Source organism: Sphaerimonospora sp. CA-214678 (genome assembly GCF_050942215.1).
GTDB lineage: Bacteria > Actinomycetota > Actinomycetes > Streptosporangiales > Streptosporangiaceae > Sphaerimonospora.
In genome coordinates, this window is sequence record NZ_CP192056.1 from 2097428 (window position 1) to 2115416 (window position 17989).

Consider the following 17989-nt stretch of genomic DNA (forward strand, 5'->3'; position numbering starts at 1 on the left):
GCTACGGGGCTTTCGGATGAGCGGTGCGTGGACGCAGGGTGGCGACATCGGGGGGTAGTGGCGGGATGCCCGCGGCCAGGCACATCAGGTCGCACCAGGCGGCGACGTGCGGCGACAGGTTCTCGTCAAGGGGTGACCAGGAGGCCCGCAGCTCCAGCTCGGTGCTGACGGGGTCGTCGGACTTGTTGCCGAAGCCCTCCGACACCGCCCGGGTGACCGTGCCGCCGGCCGCGGCGTAGGCCGCGCCGTGCGAGTCGAGCGCCTCGGTGAGCCAGCTCCAGGCGACCGGTCCGAGCAGCGGGTCTGAGGTGATCTCCGGTTCCATGTCGGCCCGGACGTAGGCGACGAGGCGGAACGGTCCCTCCCAGCCCCGCTGACCGTCCGGGTCGAACAGCATGATCAGCCGACCGACGGCGAGCTCGTCGTCGTCGCGGTAGACGGAGGCGCCGACCGCCCCCGAGTACGGCGCGAGCCGCTGGGGAGCCGGAATCTCCTCCAGCTCGATCTCCGGCCGCACCTCGGCGGGCCGTAGCGTCTCCAGCGCACGCCGGAAGACGGCGGGAGGCGCCGGTGGTTCACCGAGGGTCATGACCGAAGAGTAGGTCGAGTTCGGCAGTGCGCGAAGCAGGGGGCTGACAGCGGGGGGCATGGGTGTCGGTCAAGCTATGGCCATTTCGGACATCAGGGCGCTTCCCGTACAGGCTGGTGTGCGGCGTTCTGTGGAACTCCCCATCGAAGTCATCGCTCCGGAGCCTCTCGTCGGATCCACGGTCGTGTCGGTCGCTTGGGACTGATCCGACGTTGGCACGTCCCGCCGACATTTCCCCGCAACGCGCTCGGCGTGTCTCGAAAGTAGGATAAGTCAGCCGTCATTTGGCGAACACTTTGCCGAGCGATGAGCTCGCGCACACCCGCCGGCGCCGTCGTCCCGCAGACCTTCCGAGGTCGGGGCACAGACCGCCCCCCGGACATGGCACGCTGGAGGAATGAATCCCCACCCGGCTGATTCCGTTTTCGTACGAGCCTGTCTCCGCCGGCCCGTGCCGTACACCCCGGTCTGGTACATGCGCCAGGCCGGCCGGTCGCTGCCCGAGTACCGCCGGGTGCGCGAGGGCATCGAGATGCTGACCGCCTGCGCCACGCCCGACCTGGTCGTGGAGATCACTTTGCAGCCGGTCCGGCGGTACGGCACGGACGCGGCCATCTTCTTCAGCGACATCGTGGTCCCGCTCAAGGCCATCGGTGTCGACGTCGACATCAAACCGAACGTTGGGCCGGTCATGGGGTCGCCGGTGCGCGACCGGGCCGGCGTCGCCGCCCTGCGTCCGCTGGAGCCGGACGACGTGCTGTACGTCACCGAGGCGGTCGGGGCGCTGACCAAGGAGCTCGGCGCGACGCCGCTGGTCGGCTTCGCCGGTGGGCCCTTCACACTCGCGTCCTACCTGATCGAGGGAGGGCCCTCCAAGAATCACGACCGCACCAAGGCCATGATGTACGGCGAGCCGGACCTGTGGCACGAGCTGATGGGCCGCCTCACCGATATCACGCTGGGCTTCCTTCGGGTCCAGGTCGACGCGGGAGCCGCCGCGGCCCAGCTCTTCGACTCCTGGGTCGGCGCGGTGGCCCCGCGCGACTACCGGACGTACGTGCTGCCGCACACGAGGAAGATCTTCGAGGGGCTGGCGGGCCTCGGCGTCCCGCGGATCCACTTCGGCGTCGGCACCGGCGAACTGCTCGGCCTGATGGGCGAGGCGGGGGCCGACGTGGTCGGCGTCGACTGGCGGGTGTCGCTCGACGAGGCCGCGCTGCGGGTGGGCGCGGGCAAGGCCCTGCAGGGCAACCTCGACCCGGCGATCCTGCTCGCCCCGTGGGAGGTCGTCGAGGAGCGGGCCCGCGAGGTGCTCGACCGCGGCCGGGTGGCGGAGGGGCACGTGTTCAACCTCGGTCACGGCGTGCTCCCGTCCACCGACCCCGACCAGCTCGCCCGGCTCACCGACCTCGTCCACGAGGTCTCAGTCCGCTGAGTCGCTCCGCTGCTCGCCCTGTCCCGCCTCGGCCGGCTCCGGCGCGCCCCCCTGGGCGCCGACCGGCCGGGGCGGGGCCGGTACGAGCGGGTCGGGCCGCGGCGCGGAGCCGGGGCGCGGGCGGAAGCGACGCAGGATCACCCGTACGACCAGCCAGACCACGACCGCCAGGACGAGCCAGGGCATCAGCACGCCCAGCACGGTCAGGCCGATCTCGACCGCGGCGACGAACGCGCGCCAGCCGGCGCTCAGCCCGGCCAGGAAGCCCGATCGCTCCTCCGGCTCGCCGGACCGGGCTCCCGGTTTCGCCTGGGGGATCAGCGTGAGCGTGATCGTCGCCATGCCGGTCCGCGCGGCCAGCGCCTTCTGCCTGGCCTGGAGCGACTCCAGCTCGGCCTCCCGGTTGGAGATCTCCCGCTCGATCTCCATGATCTCGCCGATCTTGTTCGCCTTCGACAGCAGTGTGCGGAACTGGTCGAGCGTCGCACGCGCCGACTTCACCCGGCTCTCGACGTCGGCGACCTCCTCCGTGACGTCCTCGGTGCCCTGGTGCATCGACTCCCGCTTGCCGAGGTCGTGGCCGAGCCGGGAGAGCACGCCGGGGTAGTGCTCCGGCGGCACCTTGAACGTGATGACCGCGTGGTCCTCGCGGCCGTAGGAGTCGATCTTCTCCTGGGCCACGTAGCCATCGGCGGCCAGCACGATCGTCTTGGCCCGGTCCGCCGCCGCCGGCACGTCGGCCGCCCGGACGGTCAGCTGGGCCGTGTGGATGATCGACCGGTTGGCCGGCGTGACGTCGGCCCGCCGGTCGGAGGCCTGCCCATCGGCCCGTGTCTCGGAGACCGCCTCCTGGCGCGCCGCCTCCGGGGCCGCCGCGGCCTGGTCGGCGGCGGCGCCGCCGGCCGTCGACTGCAGGGTGGACTCGCCGCCGCCGCAGCCGGACGCGAGGACGACGGCCATGATCGCGGCGACGGCGGCCGTGCCGTACCGGATATACCGGATTCGTGTCATGTCCTTCACACGCTCCACGATCCTCGCCGGTTCGGTGCCGGCGATCACGTTGCCGTCACGATGCCGTCACGGCGGGCCGCGCGGGGCCCGGCCCCGGGGACCGATAGCTTTTGGAGTATGGACGAGATCTCTGGTCGTCATGTGGTGATCGTCGGCGCGGGCATCGCCGGCCTGGCCGCCGCCCTCCACCTGAACCGCGGCGACGCCCGGCTCAAGATCACGATTCTGGAGGGCGCCCCGCGGATCGGCGGCAAGCTGTACGCCTCCGAGGTGGCCGGCGTGGAGGTCGACGCGGGTGCGGAGGCCATGCTGGCGCGGCGCCCGGAGGGAGGGGAGCTCGCGCGGCTGGCCGGTCTCGGCGACGCGCTCGTCCACCCCGGGACCACGCGGGCCGCCGTCCTGTCGCGCGGGTCGCTGCGCGCCATGCCCGCCGGGCACGTGATGGGCGTCCCCTCCGACCTGGGCGCGCTCGCCCGCTCCGGCGTCCTGTCGCCCGGCGGCCTCGCCCGGGTTCCGCTCGACCTGGTCCTCCCGCCGACGCTCGTGAACACCGACGTCTCCGTCGCCGCGTACATCCGCGCCAGGATGGGGCGCGAGGTGGTCGACCGGCTGATCGAGCCCCTGCTGGGCGGGGTGTACGCGGGCCGCGTCGACACGCTGTCCCTGGACGCGACCATGCCCCGCGTCGCCGCCGTCGCGCGGACCGAGCGGTCGCTGCTGCGGGCCGCCTCCGCGATCGCGGCCGGTGCCCCCGGGAACGCCGGCCCGGTGTTCGCCACGCTCAAGCACGGGATGGGCAGCCTGCCGCAGGCGGTGGCCAAGGCGTCCGGCGCCGACGTACGTACGGGCACCATGGCCCGCGAGCTCGTCCGCACCGAGACCGGCTGGCGGCTGATCGCCGGTCCCACCCGGGAGGAGGAGGCCATCGACGCCGACGCCGTGATCCTCGCGGTCCCGGCCCGGCCCGCCTCCCGGCTGCTGGAGCGGGAGGTGCCCGGGGCGGCGGCCGAGCTGGCGCGGATCGAGTACTCCAGCATGGCCGTCGTCACCCTCGCCTATCCCAGGACGGCGTTCCCCCGGATGCCGCGCGGCAGCGGCTACCTGGTGCCCGCTGTCGAGGGCAGGCCGGTGAAGGCGGCGACGTTCGCCACGACCAAGTGGCCGCACCTGGCCGAGGCCGGCCGCGACCTGGTCATCGTGCGCTGCTCGATCGGCCGGCTGGGCGAGGAGAAGATCCTCCAGCGCGACGACGCCGAGCTGGCCGCCCTCGCGATGGACGAGATGACGGAGATCACGGGGGTGCGCGGGCTGCCGGTCGACAGGCGCGTCACGAGGTGGGGAGGTTCGCTGCCGCAGTACGACGTGGGTCACCTCGACCGGGTCGCCCGCGCCCGCGCGGCGGTGGTGGCACAGCCCGGCCTGGCGGTGTGCGGCGCGGCCTACGACGGCGTCGGAGTCCCGGCCTGCGCGGCCACCGGCCGCGCGGCGGCGGACCGCGTCCTCGAACATCTGAGTGCCGGGGCGCGGACCGACCCGGCCACCCCCGAGGGCAGAATGGAGCCATGACCGAGTCCAGCACCAAGTCCTCAGCCGCCCCGCGCCCGAAGGCACGCGAGCTCAACCTCGTCATCCGCTACACGATGTGGTCGGTCTTCCGGCTCCGCGATCGGTTGCCGGAGGCCAGGGAGAGCCTCGGCGAGGAGATCGAGGAGCTGCTCGCCCAGGCCGCGGGCAAGGACGTGGTGACCCGCGGCTGCTACGACGTGGCCGGGTTCCGGGCCGACGCGGACTTCATGTTCTGGTGGCACGCCCCGGCGGCCGAGGACCTGCAGGACGTCTACACCCGCTTCCGCCGTACGGCCCTGGGCCGGGCCAGCGAGCCGGTGTGGTCGGCCATGGCGCTGCACCGCCCGGCCGAGTTCAACAAGTCGCACATCCCGGCGTTCCTGGCCGAGGAGCAGCCGAGGGGATTCGTCTGCGTCTATCCGTTCGTCCGCTCCCTGGAGTGGTACCTGCTGGAGGACTCCGAGCGCAGGGAGATGCTCGCCGAGCACGGGAAGATGGCCCGGGAGTATCCCGACGTGCGGGCCAACACGGTCGCCTGCTTCGCGCTGAACGACTTCGAGTGGATGCTCGCGTTCGAGGCCGACGAGCTGCACCGCATCGTCGACCTCATGCGTCACCTGCGCGGGGCCGAGGCCAGGCGGCACACCCGGGTGGAGATCCCGTTCTACACCGGGGTGCGCAAGCCGGTCAGCGAGCTCGTCGCCGGACTGGCCTGATCCCGGCCGGGCGGGGAGTGTGGTGGAGACACTTGCGCTGAATGCCGGAGTCAAGACTGGTCATCGCCGATCCTTTGCCATACTGTGACGTAACGTTCCCGTCATTGTGAGGCAGAGTGTCGAGCCGTCTGGCACGTTCCAGGGCGCGCCGTCGTAGGCGGCGCGCCAGGGCCCGGATCATCGCCCTCGGGGTGACCGTCGCCGCCGGGGGAGGCTTCGCGGTCGCCGGTTCGCTCCTCCACGCGGCGGCGGGCCCGCCGGCCACGGCCTCGCCCCGGCAGACCACCACACCGGCCGCCGTCGAGGCGGTGGTCGAGACGACCGTACGGTCGGAGACGAAGGCGGCGTCGGCGGCGTCAGCGGCCAAGGCGTCCGGTCCGTCGAAGTTCACCGACGAGAAGGCGACGGCCTACTTCCGCGACCGGTGGAAGGACGGCACGGCCAAGCGCGTACGCGACATCAGGACCACCGGGCGTTACCTGCGGATCTACACGAACCTGCCGGAGAGCGCCGGCGATTCCAAGGCCGCGATCACGCTGTGCGAGCGCGGCCTGGAGTACCTGGCGGAGCAGGGCGAGCGCGACCCGGTCGTCTTCGTGCAGGCGAAACACGGGGAGAACGGCAATCCGGTTCTCGCCAACATCCTCGGCCCCGACGATGACGACTGCCGGGTGACCCACCCCAAGCCCCGCTGAGCGGGCGCGACGTATCACGAGAAGGGCGGACGGCCGGCGACCGCGCGGCCGCTCCTCCGGCGACGGCCCTACCGCCGGGGCCGGACCTCCCGCCCGTACGGACACCGTCCCGGCAGGACGGGCGGGTCACTCGGCGGGAGCGAGCGTCAGGCAGACCGAGTTGATGCAGTAGCGGTCGTCGGTCGGGGTCGGGTAGCCCTCGCCGTGGAAGACGTGGCCCAGGTGGGAGTCGCACCGCGCGCAGCGGACCTCCACCCGGCTCATGCCCAGCGAGTCGTCCCGATGCAGCGTCACGGCCGCCGACTCCGACGGCTCGAAGAACGAGGGCCACCCGCAGTGCGACTCGAACTTGGCCTCGGAACGGAACAGTTCTGCGCCGCAGGCGCGGCAGGAGTAGACCCCGACCGTCTTGGTGTCGACGTACTCACCGCTGAAGGGCCGTTCGGTCCCCGCCTGCCGGAGCACCTGGTACTCCTCCGGAGACAGCCTGGCCCGCCACTCCTCGTCGCTCCTGATCACCTTGTCCATGAACACCAGCCTAAGTCGTGTTTCGACGGTCATCACCTGCCGCGTGGCGGACGTCACCGTCCCGACACTCCCCGAAAGGACCAAGGGACGGTCAGTTCTCCTCGTCCGGGGCATCCTTTCGCGGTCGTCTCCGCGTCTTCCCGTACGAGGCCTCAGGGAGGAAGCACCCGACCCGTGCTGGACGCCGCCCGGCGCCTCACGTGGTCCGCTCCGTCGCGTTCGCGCGAGCACGAGCCCCGCCCGGAGGGCGTGCGGGCTTGTGGGAGCTCCCGGTCCGGCCGCCGTTGGCAGCCCGGGGCGGACCACCTCCTTTCTGGGTAGTGTCCGTCACATGGCGTCGCCGTACATCGAACTCGAGATCGAAGGCCGGACGGTCAAGGTGACCAACCCGGACAAGATCTACTTCCCCGGCGTTGGCGCGACCAAGCGCGACCTGGTGGAGTACTACGTGAGCGTCGGGGACGGTGTGCTGCGCGCCCTCCGCGACCGGCCGACCTACCTCAAGCGGCACCCGGACGGAGTCGGCTCGGAGGCGATCTACCAGAAGCGGATGCCCAAGCATCCCGACTGGATCGAGACCGTCACCGTGGCCTTCCCCAGCGGACGCACCGCCGACGCGTTCTGTCCGACCGAGATCGCGGCGGTCGCCTGGTGCGCGAACCTCGCCACGATCGACTTCCACCCCTGGCCGGCCCGCAGGCCCGACCTCGAGCACCCCGACGAGCTGCGCATCGACATCGATCCGCAGCCGGGCACCTCCTTCGAGGACGCGCGCAAGGTCGCCTTCGCCGTACGGGAGATCCTGGACGAGCTCGGCGTGACCGGCTTCCCCAAGACCTCGGGCAACCGAGGCGTCCACATCGGCGTGCGCATCGAGCCCCGCTGGACCTTCACGGAGGTGCGGTACGCCGCGATCGCGCTCGCCCGTGAGGTGGAGCGGCGGCTGCCCGGCCTCGCGACCACCGCCTGGTGGAAGGAGGAGCGGGGGGAGAAGGTCTTCATCGACTACAACCAGAACGCCCGCGACCGCACGGTCGCCGCGGCCTACTCGGTGCGCGCCAGGCCGGACGCCACCGTCTCCGCACCCGTGACATGGGCGGAGCTGGCCGACTGCGATCCGCGCGACTTCGACATCCGGACGATGCCGGGGCGGTTCGCGGAGATCGGCGACCTCCAGCGGACCATCGACGACCGGGCGTTCGTCATCGACACGCTGCTCGGATGGTACGCCGCCGACGGCCGGGGCGACCTGCCCTACCCGCCGAACCACCCCAAGATGCCCGGCGAGCCCAAGCGCGTCCAGCCCTCCAAGGCCCGCCCGTCGGACGATTGACGGGACGGGCCGCATCGCCCCTGAATAACGCCTCGACCGGCGGCGAGTGACTGGAAAACGTCCGGAATCGACATAATCCGTTGATCCCCGTAAAGATCGACGCTATTATCGATTCGATGATTAGGACGCGATGCTCTGGAATCGTAGGGGCGATGATCCCGTGCCTCTGCCAGTGTTGCCGCGCATCTAGCCGCGCCTAGCCTGCCGCCTTCCGCGTCCGGCGAGCGCCTCTCGGCTCGCCCCCATCTCTTCTCTTTGTCGTGTCACCCAGTCCGACATCGGCGTCGGTGCTCGTCGGCTGGCATGTCCACGCATTGCCGCACGGAGGAACCGTGACCACAACAATTCCCTCTCGCGCCCGCCGCTCCGGTGCCGATCGGCCGCCGCCCGACTGGGATCTCGTCTACCGACGCAACTCCATCGAGCGACTCAAGCGCGATCGCCCCGGCCTCGACGTCCGCAATGAGCTGCCCAGCCTCATCGAACGGGGCTACGAGGACATTCCGGAAGAAGAAGTCGTCCGGCTGTACTGGTGGGGTCTCGCCCACGACAAGCCGAAGATCGGCACCTTCATGGTGCGCATCAAGGTGCCCGGCGGTCTGGTGCGGCCCGACCAGGTGCGGGCGCTGGGACGCATCGCCCGTGAGTACGGCCGCGACGAGGCCGAGCTGACCACCCGCCAGGGCATCCAGCTGCACTGGGTGCGGATGGAGAAGCTCCCCGAGGTGCTCGGCGTGATCGAGGCCGCCGGGCTGACCACCGCGGGCGCGGAGGGCGACACCGTACGCAACATCACCGGCTGCCCGGTGGCGGGCCTCACCGCAGAGGAGCCTTTCGACGTCACACCGATCATCAACGAGGTGGCCGGCTTCTTCTACGGCAACCCCGAGTACAGCAACCTGCCCCGCAAGCACAAGTACACGATCGCGGCGTGCTCGGCGCAGTGCAACGCGCCGGAGATCCACGACGTCGCCCTGATCGCCACCGTCCGCGACGGCCGGCCCGGGTTCGGGCTGCGCATCGGCGGCGGCATGGCGAACACCCCGCGCATCTCCCGTGACATCGGCGTCTTCGTGCCGGCCGAGGACACGGTCGAGGTGCTGAAGGCGGTGACCAACGCCTGGCAGCGCGACCTGCGGTACCGCGTCTCGCGTGCCAAGGCCCGGATCAAGTTCATGATGGACGACTACGGTCCGCAGGGGGTGCGCGAGAAGGTCGAGGAGCAGCTCGGCCGCCGGCTGGAGGACGGCTTCGCGCCCGAGCCGGCGCCCGAGGCCGACCACATGGGCGTGCACCCGCAGCGGCAGGACGGGCTCGTCTACATCGGCGTGCCCGTGCCGGCCGGCCGGGTGACCGGCAGCATGCTCGAGAGGCTCGGCGAGTTGCTCGACGACCTCGGCGCCGACCTGCGCTTCACCCGTCAGCAGAACTTCATCATCGGCAACGTCCCGGCGTCCCGCGTCGAGGAAGTGAAGGCGCTCCTGGCCGAGCTGGGCCTGCCGGTCGGCCGCGGCCGCGCCTACGCCCGCTCGCTGGCCTGCACGAGCCACCGCTTCTGCAACTACTCGGTGGCCGAGACCAAGGGCAAGCTGGACGTGATGCTCGGCCGGCTCACCGATCGGTTCGGCGCCGAGCGCATCGGCGACCTCGCCATCCACATGGACGGCTGCCCGCACGCCTGCGCCCAGCACTGGGTGGGCGAGATCGGCCTGCAGGGCACCACGACCAGGAAGGAAGGCGCCGACGAGCGGGTCGAGGCCTACGACCTGACCGTGGGCGGCGGCCTGGGCGCCCGTACGGCGATCGGCCGCCGGCTGATGCGCCGCGTGCCCACCGACGAGATCGACGACGTCATCGAGCGCCTGGTGGAGGGCTGGCTGACGGAGCGGGCCGCACGCGGCGACGCGACTTACACCTTCGGCGACTTCGCCTCGGAGCGCAGCGACGAGGAGCTGATCGGACTCGCCAGCGACACCGGCGCGCGGTCCGCCCCGTCGGCCCCGGCCGAGGTGGCCGAGACGGCCGTGACCGTACGGATCCCCGGCCCGCTGCTCGACCTCGTGGGCGGGGCGGACGAGATCGAGGTGACCGCCCGGACCGTGGGCGAGGCTCTGGCGGCCGTGGCCAAGGAGCATCCGGCGTTCGGCGCCCAGGTGACGCCCGACGGCAAGGTCGCCGAGGCGTTCCTCGTCGCGGTGGGCGAGGAGGACATCCGCAGCCTCGCCGGTCTCGCCACCGAGGTGACGGCCGGCTCCGACATCACCGTCGTCATGGCGATGTCCGGTGGCTGAGCAGCGGCTCGGCGGACATCCCGGCGACAGCGCGACAACACAGCGGTGAGAGGGAACGAAAATGACAGAAGTGGTCACGGCACCCGCCAAGGACGGCGAGCGGGTGGTCTTCGACGACCTGGAGATCGGCGAGATCGCGATGGATCTCGACGACCAGGAGCCCGAGGACGTCATCGAATGGGCCTTCGAGGCACTCGGCGACCGGGTGGCGGTGGTCACCGCGCTGCAGATCGACGGCATGGTCGTGCTGGACATGGCCACGAAGATCCGTCCTGACGTGCAGGTCATCACGGTCGACACCGGGCGGCTGCCGCAGGAGACGTACGCGTTCATCGAGCAGGTGCGCGAGCGCTACCCGCAGACCCGCTGGGACGTGCTCTTCCCCGACACGGCCGAGGTCGAGTCGATGGTGCGCCGCCAGGGCGTCGAGCTGTTCCGCAACAGCGTGCCCGCGCGCATGCTGTGCTGCCAGATCCGCAAGGTCCGCCCGCTCGTGCGCGCGCTGCGCGGCCTTGACGGCTGGTTCACCGGCCTGCGCCGGGACCAGTGGGCCTCGCGCGCCGCGATCAAGAAGGTCGAGCTGGACCACGACCACGAGGGCATCGTCAAGATCAACGCGCTGGCCGACTGGAGCGGCGACGAGGTCTGGGAGTACGCGCGCGCCAACGACGTGCCCATCCACCCGTTGTACTCGCAGGGATACACCAGCATCGGCTGCGGCCCCTGCACCCGGCCCATCCAGCCCGGTGAGGACGACCGGGCCGGTCGCTGGTGGTGGGAGCAGGGTGCGCCGAAGGAGTGCGGCATCCACTGCCCGATCGAGACCGGCAACTTCGAGCACGAGGCCGAGGCGATCTTCGCCGAGGCGCACGGCATCCACTCGTGAACGACGTCGGCCCCGGGGAGGCGACCTCGCCGGCGTCCGCCTCGCCGTCCGGTGAGCCGGAGCCGACCTCCCCCGATCCGGTGGAGCTGTCCGATGAGGAGGCCGGCGCGGTCGTGGCGGCCGCGCTGGCGTTCGCCGAGGCGGTGCCGCCCGGCCGCGACGCGCCCTTCCGCGAGCTCGCTGCCGCCGCGCACGGCGGCGTGGTGCCCGCCGAGCGGATGACCGATCTCGAGCGGATCTGTGTGCTCGCCCTGGAGACCGGCAAGGCACGCAGGCTCGGCGGCGCCGAGACCGAGCGGCTGCTCACCGTCGTCTACCGGCGCACACCGGGCGGTCGTGAGCTGACCTCCTCCGTCGCGGACGTCAACCGGGTGCTGGCCAGGCTGACCGGCCGGGACCTGCAGTCGATGCGGCTGAGCTGGCGTACGCCGGGGCGCTACGCGCTGAGCGTCAGCGTGGGCGGCGTCGACATCACGCTGGCCCTGGAACCCGAGGGCCCGCGGGTGCAGAGCGTGCAGACGGGCTGATCGCGAGCGCGCGTGACGCCCGCCGCCCGGCGGCGTGTGCGAGTGTAGGGATGTGCGCCGCATACATCCCTACATCGAGGAAGATCCCGATATCGCCGCAGCCTACGCCTACCCGTCCCGGGGGTGCCTGCGGGTCAACATGGTGGTCAGCGCCGACGGCGCGGCGTGGCTCGAGGGCAGGTCGGCGGGGCTGTCGAGCCCGGGGGACCGGAGGGTCTTCCACGTCCTGCGCGGTCTGGCCGACGTGGTGCTCGCGGGCGCCGCGACGGTCAGGACCGAGGGGTACGGCCCGGCCAGGCCGCGCGAGGGATGGGACACGCTGCGCGCCGGTCGCCCGCCGGCGCCGCCGATCGCGGTGATCACCCGGCGGCTCGACCTCGACCTCGGCGGGCCGCTTTTCACCGAGACCGAGCCGTACCAGCGCACCATCGTCATCACCACCGGAGCCGCGCCGCCGGAACGCCGCGAGCAGGCGGCCGAGCACGCCGAGGTGCTGGTGGCGGGGGAGGACCTCGTCGCTCCGGAGGCGGCGGTGCGCCTGCTGCGCGAGCGGGGGCTCGGCCGCATATTGTGCGAGGGTGGGCCGCGGCTGAACGCGGAGCTCGCCGCCGCCGGGCTGATCGACGAGCTGGCGCTCACGATGAGCCCGCTGCTCGCCGGAGGGGACGCCGCGCGCGTCCTGAACGGTGTGGCCTCGCGTACTCCGCTCACCCTCGCCCACGTGCTCGAAGAGGACGGCGTCCTGTTCATCCGATACGTCAGCGAGGAGGCGCGATGAGGCTTCCGGTCGAACCGCCGGTGGCGCCGATGCTGGCCAAGGCGGTCAAGCGGCTTCCACCGCAGGACGGCACGCTCTACTACGAGCCCAAGTGGGACGGCTTCCGCTGCATCGTGTTCCGCGACGGCGACGAGGTCTACCTGGGCAGCCGGAACGAGCGGCCGTTCACGCGCTACTTCCCCGAGCTGGTGGAGGCGGTCAGGGCCGAGCTGCCGCCGCGCTGCGTGGTGGACGGCGAGATCGTCGTCGTCTCGGGGGAGACGCTCGACTTCGACGCGCTGCAGCAGCGGATCCACCCGGCGGCCTCCCGGGTGAAGCTGCTGGCCGAGCGGACGCCGGCCTCGTTCGTCGCCTTCGACCTGCTCGCCGAGGGCGCGGAGAACCTGATGGCGGAGCCGTTCTCGACCCGGCGGGCCCGCCTGGAGAAGACGCTCGGCGCGGCCTCCGGCGCGGTACGGCTGACACCGGCCACCATGGACGAGCGGCAGGCCGCCGAGTGGTTCGGCGTGTTCGAGGGAGCCGGGCTGGACGGCATCGTCGTCAAGCCGGGGAACATTCCGTACGAGCCGGACAAACGGGTGATGTTCAAGGTCAAGCACGAGCGGACGGCCGACTGCGTGGTGGCGGGCTACCGCGAGCACAAGAGCGGCCCGGTCGTCGGTTCGCTGCTGCTGGGGCTCTACTCGCCCGACGGCCGTCTGCATCATGTGGGCGTGGCCGCGTCGTTCCCGATGAAGCGGCGCGCGGATCTCGTGGCCGAGCTCGCGCCGTACCGGATGGACGATCTGAGCGGGCATCCGTGGGGTCACTGGGCGGAGGCCGCCGGGCGCGGCGCCGCGGGGGAGGGCACCGAGGCGAGGACCGCGCAGCGCCTGCCCGGGGCGGTGTCCCGGTGGAACGCCAAGAAGGACCTGTCGTTCATCCCGCTGCGGCCCGAGCTGGTGGCCGAGGTGGCCTACGACCACATGGAGGGGGACAGGTTCCGGCACACCGCCCAGTTCCGCCGCTGGCGGCCGGACCGCGAGCCGGCGTCGTGCACCTACGACCAGCTCGACCGGCCGATCGCCTACGACCTCGCCGACATCCTCGGCCGCTAGCCGGTCAGCGCGCGTACGGCCGCGGTGACGGCGACGGCGACCGCGACGACCACGAGGAACGGCGCACGCAGCAGCAGCGCGGCTGCCGCGGCCGCCAGCCCGGCGGCCCGCGCGTCGAGCACGAGCGCCTGTCCGCTGCCGAACGTCTGGATGGCGGTGAGCGCGGCCAGCATGGCGACCGGCACGAGGGCGGCGATCCGCCGTACGAGCGGCCGGTCCAGCAGCCCGGCGGGCACGGACAGGCCGAGCAGCTTGACGGCGTAGCAGCCGAGGGCGGTGACGGCGACGGCGATCCAGATGGTCAAGGCGATGCCTCCCGGCGGCGGCTGAGCATGAGGACGATCGGCGCGGCCAGCGCCGAGACGAGGACGGGGACGCCCGCCGGCAGCAGCGGCAGGCAGACCAGCGCCAGCGCGACCGCGAGGACGGCGACCAGCGTCTCCTGCCGCCCGCGCAGCATCGAGGCGAGCAGCGCCAGGAAGACGGCGGGCCCGGCGGCGTCGAGCCCCCAGGCGGACGGATCGCCGAGCGCCTCGGCACCCAGCGCGCCGAGGAACGTGGTGAGGTTCCACAGCAGGTAGAGGCTGGCCCCGGTGACCGCGAAGCCGAGCCGGGCGCTGCCGCGATCGGGCTGGGCCATGGCCACCGCCGACGTCTCGTCGATGACCCACTGCGCGGCGAGCGGGCGCATCGCGCGGGGCAGGCGCATCAGCTGGGCCAGCCGCAGGCCGTAGAAGGCGTTGCGCACACCGAGGAACAGGGCTCCGGCCACGGCGGCTGCGGGGGTGCCGCCCACGCCCAGCGTACCGACGAGCGCGAACTGCGACGCCCCGGTGAAGACCAGCAGGGACAGCGCGCACGTCTGGGCCAGGCTCAGCCCGGCTCCGGCCGACGTCACGCCGAACGCGAAACCGGACAGGCCGACGGCGACGCCCACGCCCAGGGCGTCCCGTACGACCGCGGCCCGAGACCGGCTCCGCGCCCGATCCGTTGGGGCTTGTAGGGGTTCTGTGGTCACGGCCTGAAACTACCTGGAATCGCGGCCCGCGCGGGATGAGGCATCGTCAACTTGTGGTTGACGATGTCATGCCGTCAACCTATCGTTGACGGCATGACGAATCCGAACCATCTACCGCATCCCGTCCGGCTCGACGACCTGATCGAGGCGATCAAGAGCGCGCACACCGACGCACTCGACCAGCTCTCCGACGCGGTCCTGCTCGCCGACCATCTCGGCGAGGTGGCCGACCACCTGATCGGCCACTTCGTCGACCAGGCCCGCAGATCGGGCGCCTCCTGGACCGAGATCGGCAGGAGCATGGGCGTCAGCAAGCAGGCCGCGCAGAAGCGATTCGTGCCGAAGGCGTCGGCCGAGCCGCTGGCCTTCGATCCCGACCAGGGCTTCGGGCGGTTCACCCCGCGGGCGAGGACCGTCGTGGTCACGGCGACGAACGAGGCGCTCGCGGCGGGCCACCACGAGGTGCGCCCCGAGCACCTGGTGCTGGCGCTGCTGGGCGATCCGGAGGGCCTGGCCGCCAAGGCCATCGTCGCCCAGGGCGTGTCTGCGGAGGCCGTACGCGAGGCCGTGGCCGCGACCCTCCCGCCGGCCGGTGAGCGGGTGGCCGGGGTCATCCCGTTCGACTCGCAGGCGCGCAAGGCGCTGGAGCTCACCTTCCGTGAGGCCCTGCGGATGGGCCACAACTACATCGGGACCGAGCACATCCTGCTCGCCCTGCTGGAGCTGGAGGACGGATCAGGCGTGCTCTCCGGGCTCGGGATCACCAAGCCGGCCGCGGAGGAGCACGTCAAGTCGGTCCTGGCCGCGATTCTCACGTCCGCGAAGGAGCGGCGGGAGCCGGGCCGGGAGGAGCGGTGACCCGGGAGACAGGGCGTGCGCCGGACGGCGGCACTAGCGCCGCGGGCAGCACAGAACCTGAAGGGAGCGGGGCGCAACGGGCACGCTCGCGCCCGCGTGGCGGACCTCGTCGTCGGCGTCCGTCCCGCCGTCGGTGTCGAGGACCGATCGCCAGCCGTCGCCGAACTCCGCCGCCGGCAGGGTGAACGTGAGGCTCTCGTGGTGGGCGTTGATCAGCAGGAGGAACGAGTCGTCCCGGATCCGCTCACCGCGGGGACCGGGCTCGCTGATCGCGTCGCCGTTGAGGAACACCGCGAGCGACTTGGCGTAACCGGTGTCCCAGTCGCCGTCGGTCATCTCCTCGCCGGCCGGGGTCAGCCAGACGATGTCGCGTACGCCCTCGCGGACCCTGCCGCGGAAGAACCTGCGCCGGCGGAAGACCGGATGGCCGCGCCGGAACTCGGCGAGCCGCCGGACGAACTCCAGCAGGTCCGACTCGGTCTCGGCCAGCGACCAGTCGACCCAGGAGATCTCGTTGTCCTGGCAGTAGGCGTTGTTGTTGCCGTGCTGGGTGCGGCCGAACTCGTCGCCGGCCGCCATCATCGGCACGCCCTGGGACACGAACAGCGTGGCCAGGAAGTTGCGCCGCTGCCGCTTCCGCAGCCCTACGATCTGGGGATCGTCGGTGGGGCCCTCGACGCCGCAGTTCCAGGAGCGGTTGTCGTCGGTGCCGTCGCGGTTGTCCTCGCCGTTGGCCTCGTTGTGCTTGCGGTTGTAGGAGACCAGGTCGGTGAGGGTGAACCCGTCGTGGCAGGTGACGAAGTTGATCGAGGCGACCGGCCGGCGGCCGCTGGTGGCGTAGAGATCGCTGGAGCCCGACAGCCGGGAGGCGAACTCGGGCATGGTCCTGGCGCTGCCCCGCCAGAAGTCGCGTACGGCGTCGCGGTACTTGCCGTTCCACTCCGTCCACAGGGGCGGGAAGTTCCCGACCTGGTAGCCGCCCGGGCCGACGTCCCACGGCTCGGCGATCAGCTTCACCTGGGAGATCACCGGGTCCTGCTGGATGAGGTCGAAGAACGCGCTCAGCCGGTCCACGTCGTGCAGCTCCCGGGCGAGCGCGGCCGCGAGGTCGAAGCGGAAGCCGTCCACGTGCATCTCCTGCACCCAGTAGCGCAGCGAATCCATGATCAGCTGTAGCGCGTGGGGGGAGCGCACGTTGAGCGAGTTGCCGCAGCCGGTGTAGTCGAGGTAGTAGCGCCGGTCCTCGTCGCGCAGCCGGTAGTAGGCGACGTTGTCGATGCCGCGGAAGCTCAGCGTCGGGCCCATGTGGTCGCCCTCGGCGGTGTGGTTGTAGACGACGTCGAGGATCACCTCGATCCCGGCCTCGTGCAGCGCGCGTACCATCGCCTTGAACTCCTGGACCTGCTCGCCCCGCTGCCCGGAGCTGGAGTACGCGTTGTGCGGGGCCAGGTAGGCGACCGTGTTGTAGCCCCAGTAGTTGGTCAGCCCGCGGGCCACCATCGCGTGCTCCGGCACGAACTGGTGCACCGGCATCAGCTCGACCGCGGTCACCCCGATCGAGAGCAGATGATCGAGCACGGCGGGGTGCGCGAGCCCCGCGTAGGTGCCGCGCTGCTCCTCGGGCACCCCCGGATGCCGCATTGTGAGACCGCGCACGTGCGCCTCGTAGATCACGGTCTCGTGGTACGGCGTGCGCGGCGGGCGGTCGTCGCCCCAGTCGAAGAACGGGTTGACCACCACGTTCTTCGGCATGTAAGTGGCCGAGTCGGCGGCGTTCAGCCGCCCGGGGTCGGCGAAGTAGTAGGAGAACAGCGACTCGTTCCACCGCACCGAGCCCTCGACCGCCTTGCCGTACGGGTCGAGCAGCAGCTTGGCGGGGTTGCACCGGTGACCGTGCTCGGGCCTGTACGGCCCGTGGACGCGCAGGCCGTACCGCTGTCCTGGCATGATCCCCGGCAGGTAGCCGTGCCAGACGAACCCGTCGACCTCGGGCAGGTCGACGCGGCTCTCGACGCCGTCGTCGTCGAACAGGCACAGCTCGACCCGCTCTGCCGCCTCCGAGAACACCGAGAAGTTGGTGCCCACACCGTCCCAGGTGGCGCCGAGAGGATACTGCTCGCCAGGCCAGACCTCGCGCATATCACCCCATTCTCCTCGGGCCCCGCAGGTAGCGGGGCCCGGGACGATATCCGATCAGCCCGCGAGTTCCGCGTTCAGCGAGATCGTGGTGCCCGCCAGGGCCTTGCTGACCGGGCAGTTGGCCTTGGCCGTCTCGGCCGCCTGCTGGAAGTCCTCGGCGGAGATCCCCGGCACCTGTGCCCGGACCGAGATCACAATGCCCGTGATGCCCTCGCCGGGCTGGAAGGTCACGTCGGCCCTGGTCTCGATCGACTGCGGCGGGGTCCCCGCCTTCGCCAGACCGTTGGACAGCGCCATCGAGAAACACGAGGAGTGGGCGGCGGCGATCAGCTCCTCGGGGCTGGTCTTGCCGTTGGCCGCCTCGGCGCGGGACGGCCAGGAGACCTCGAAGGTGCCGATTCCGGAGGAGTCCAGCGACACAGAGCCCGAGCCGTCCAGCAGGGCGCCCTTCCACTGGGTCGTGGCGGTACGAGTGGTCGCCATCGCGATCCCCTTTCCATGGTGAGCATCATTTCCATGGTC

18 protein-coding genes are annotated in these 17989 nt (G+C 71.5%); 11 read left to right on the forward strand and 7 right to left on the reverse strand.

Annotated features, from left to right (window positions below):
• Position 1: 1 nt before the first annotated feature.
• Entirely contained in the window at positions 2–589 is a 588-nt protein-coding gene (locus tag ACQP1K_RS09585; RefSeq protein WP_433500512.1) for a DUF3000 domain-containing protein, read from the reverse strand.
• A 397-nt stretch (positions 590–986) separates the two neighbouring features.
• On the opposite strand from ACQP1K_RS09585, the gene hemE reads away from it, so the two are divergent.
• Positions 987–2024, forward strand: a complete 1038-nt coding sequence (hemE, locus tag ACQP1K_RS09590; protein WP_433500513.1) for a uroporphyrinogen decarboxylase — start codon at positions 987–989, stop codon at positions 2022–2024.
• On the opposite strand, the gene ACQP1K_RS09595 is transcribed toward hemE, so the two are convergent.
• Entirely contained in the window at positions 2013–3035 is a 1023-nt protein-coding gene (locus ACQP1K_RS09595; protein ID WP_433500514.1) for a DUF4349 domain-containing protein, read from the reverse strand. The two genes, hemE and ACQP1K_RS09595, sit on opposite strands and share 12 nt — an antisense overlap.
• A gap of 117 nt (positions 3036–3152) precedes the next feature.
• Here ACQP1K_RS09595 and hemG point away from each other — a divergent pair, with 117 nt between their 5' ends.
• The 3 genes from hemG (at position 3153) to ACQP1K_RS09610 (ending at position 6012) form a co-directional block, all read left to right on the forward strand.
• Complete coding sequence (gene hemG / locus ACQP1K_RS09600) at positions 3153–4601, forward strand: protoporphyrinogen oxidase (RefSeq protein ID WP_433500515.1); 1449 nt, start codon at positions 3153–3155, stop codon at positions 4599–4601.
• Positions 4598–5317: a hydrogen peroxide-dependent heme synthase gene (gene hemQ / locus ACQP1K_RS09605; RefSeq protein WP_433500516.1), complete on the forward strand. Its 720-nt coding sequence runs from the start codon at positions 4598–4600 to the stop codon at positions 5315–5317. Before hemG ends, hemQ begins: the two co-directional genes overlap by 4 nt.
• A gap of 116 nt (positions 5318–5433) precedes the next feature.
• Positions 5434–6012: a hypothetical protein gene (locus tag ACQP1K_RS09610; protein ID WP_433500517.1), complete on the forward strand. Its 579-nt coding sequence runs from the start codon at positions 5434–5436 to the stop codon at positions 6010–6012.
• A gap of 126 nt (positions 6013–6138) precedes the next feature.
• On the opposite strand, the gene msrB is transcribed toward ACQP1K_RS09610, so the two are convergent.
• The gene (msrB, locus tag ACQP1K_RS09615) at positions 6139–6540 is read right to left on the reverse strand and encodes a peptide-methionine (R)-S-oxide reductase MsrB (protein WP_433501529.1); all 402 of its coding nucleotides are present in this window, start codon (positions 6538–6540) and stop codon (positions 6139–6141) included.
• A 331-nt stretch (positions 6541–6871) separates the two neighbouring features.
• Here msrB and ligD point away from each other — a divergent pair, with 331 nt between their 5' ends.
• The 6 genes from ligD to ACQP1K_RS09645 all read left to right on the forward strand — a co-directional run bounded on the left by ligD (position 6872) and on the right by ACQP1K_RS09645 (position 13452).
• Positions 6872–7873 (forward strand): non-homologous end-joining DNA ligase, encoded by a 1002-nt coding sequence (gene ligD, locus ACQP1K_RS09620; RefSeq protein ID WP_433500518.1) that lies wholly within the window; start codon positions 6872–6874, stop codon positions 7871–7873.
• A 332-nt stretch (positions 7874–8205) separates the two neighbouring features.
• Positions 8206–10164, forward strand: a complete 1959-nt coding sequence (locus ACQP1K_RS09625; protein WP_433500519.1) for a MoaD/ThiS family protein — start codon at positions 8206–8208, stop codon at positions 10162–10164.
• Positions 10165–10225: 61 nt separating this feature from the next.
• Entirely contained in the window at positions 10226–11050 is an 825-nt protein-coding gene (locus ACQP1K_RS09630; RefSeq protein ID WP_433500520.1) for a phosphoadenylyl-sulfate reductase, read from the forward strand.
• The gene (locus ACQP1K_RS09635; RefSeq protein WP_433500521.1) at positions 11047–11577 is read left to right on the forward strand and encodes a hypothetical protein; all 531 of its coding nucleotides are present in this window, start codon (positions 11047–11049) and stop codon (positions 11575–11577) included. Before ACQP1K_RS09630 ends, ACQP1K_RS09635 begins: the two co-directional genes overlap by 4 nt.
• A 52-nt stretch (positions 11578–11629) precedes the next feature.
• Positions 11630–12355: a pyrimidine reductase family protein gene (locus ACQP1K_RS09640; RefSeq protein WP_433500522.1), complete on the forward strand. Its 726-nt coding sequence runs from the start codon at positions 11630–11632 to the stop codon at positions 12353–12355.
• Positions 12352–13452, forward strand: a complete 1101-nt coding sequence (locus tag ACQP1K_RS09645; protein WP_433500523.1) for an ATP-dependent DNA ligase — start codon at positions 12352–12354, stop codon at positions 13450–13452. The genes ACQP1K_RS09640 and ACQP1K_RS09645 overlap by 4 nt, the downstream gene beginning before the upstream one ends.
• On the opposite strand, the gene ACQP1K_RS09650 is transcribed toward ACQP1K_RS09645, so the two are convergent.
• Together ACQP1K_RS09650 and ACQP1K_RS09655 are read right to left on the reverse strand one after the other, a co-directional pair.
• Positions 13449–13757, reverse strand: a complete 309-nt coding sequence (locus ACQP1K_RS09650) for an AzlD domain-containing protein (RefSeq protein WP_433500524.1) — start codon at positions 13755–13757, stop codon at positions 13449–13451. The two genes, ACQP1K_RS09645 and ACQP1K_RS09650, sit on opposite strands and share 4 nt — an antisense overlap.
• Positions 13754–14470: an AzlC family ABC transporter permease gene (locus ACQP1K_RS09655; protein WP_433500525.1), complete on the reverse strand. Its 717-nt coding sequence runs from the start codon at positions 14468–14470 to the stop codon at positions 13754–13756. Before ACQP1K_RS09655 ends, ACQP1K_RS09650 begins: the two co-directional genes overlap by 4 nt.
• Positions 14471–14563: 93 nt before the next feature.
• Here ACQP1K_RS09655 and ACQP1K_RS09660 point away from each other — a divergent pair, with 93 nt between their 5' ends.
• The gene (locus ACQP1K_RS09660) at positions 14564–15328 is read left to right on the forward strand and encodes a Clp protease N-terminal domain-containing protein (RefSeq protein WP_433500526.1); all 765 of its coding nucleotides are present in this window, start codon (positions 14564–14566) and stop codon (positions 15326–15328) included.
• 33 nt (positions 15329–15361) lie between these two features.
• Here the strand turns inward: ACQP1K_RS09660 and glgX are convergent, their stop codons facing one another.
• Positions 15362–17467 carry a glycogen debranching protein GlgX gene (glgX, locus tag ACQP1K_RS09665; RefSeq protein WP_433500527.1) on the reverse strand — a complete coding sequence of 702 codons (2106 nt, stop codon included), beginning with the start codon at positions 17465–17467 and terminating at the stop codon, positions 15362–15364.
• Between the two features lie 54 nt (positions 17468–17521).
• The gene (locus tag ACQP1K_RS09670) at positions 17522–17950 is read right to left on the reverse strand and encodes an OsmC family protein (protein WP_433500528.1); all 429 of its coding nucleotides are present in this window, start codon (positions 17948–17950) and stop codon (positions 17522–17524) included.
• Positions 17951–17989: the final 39 nt, after the last annotated feature.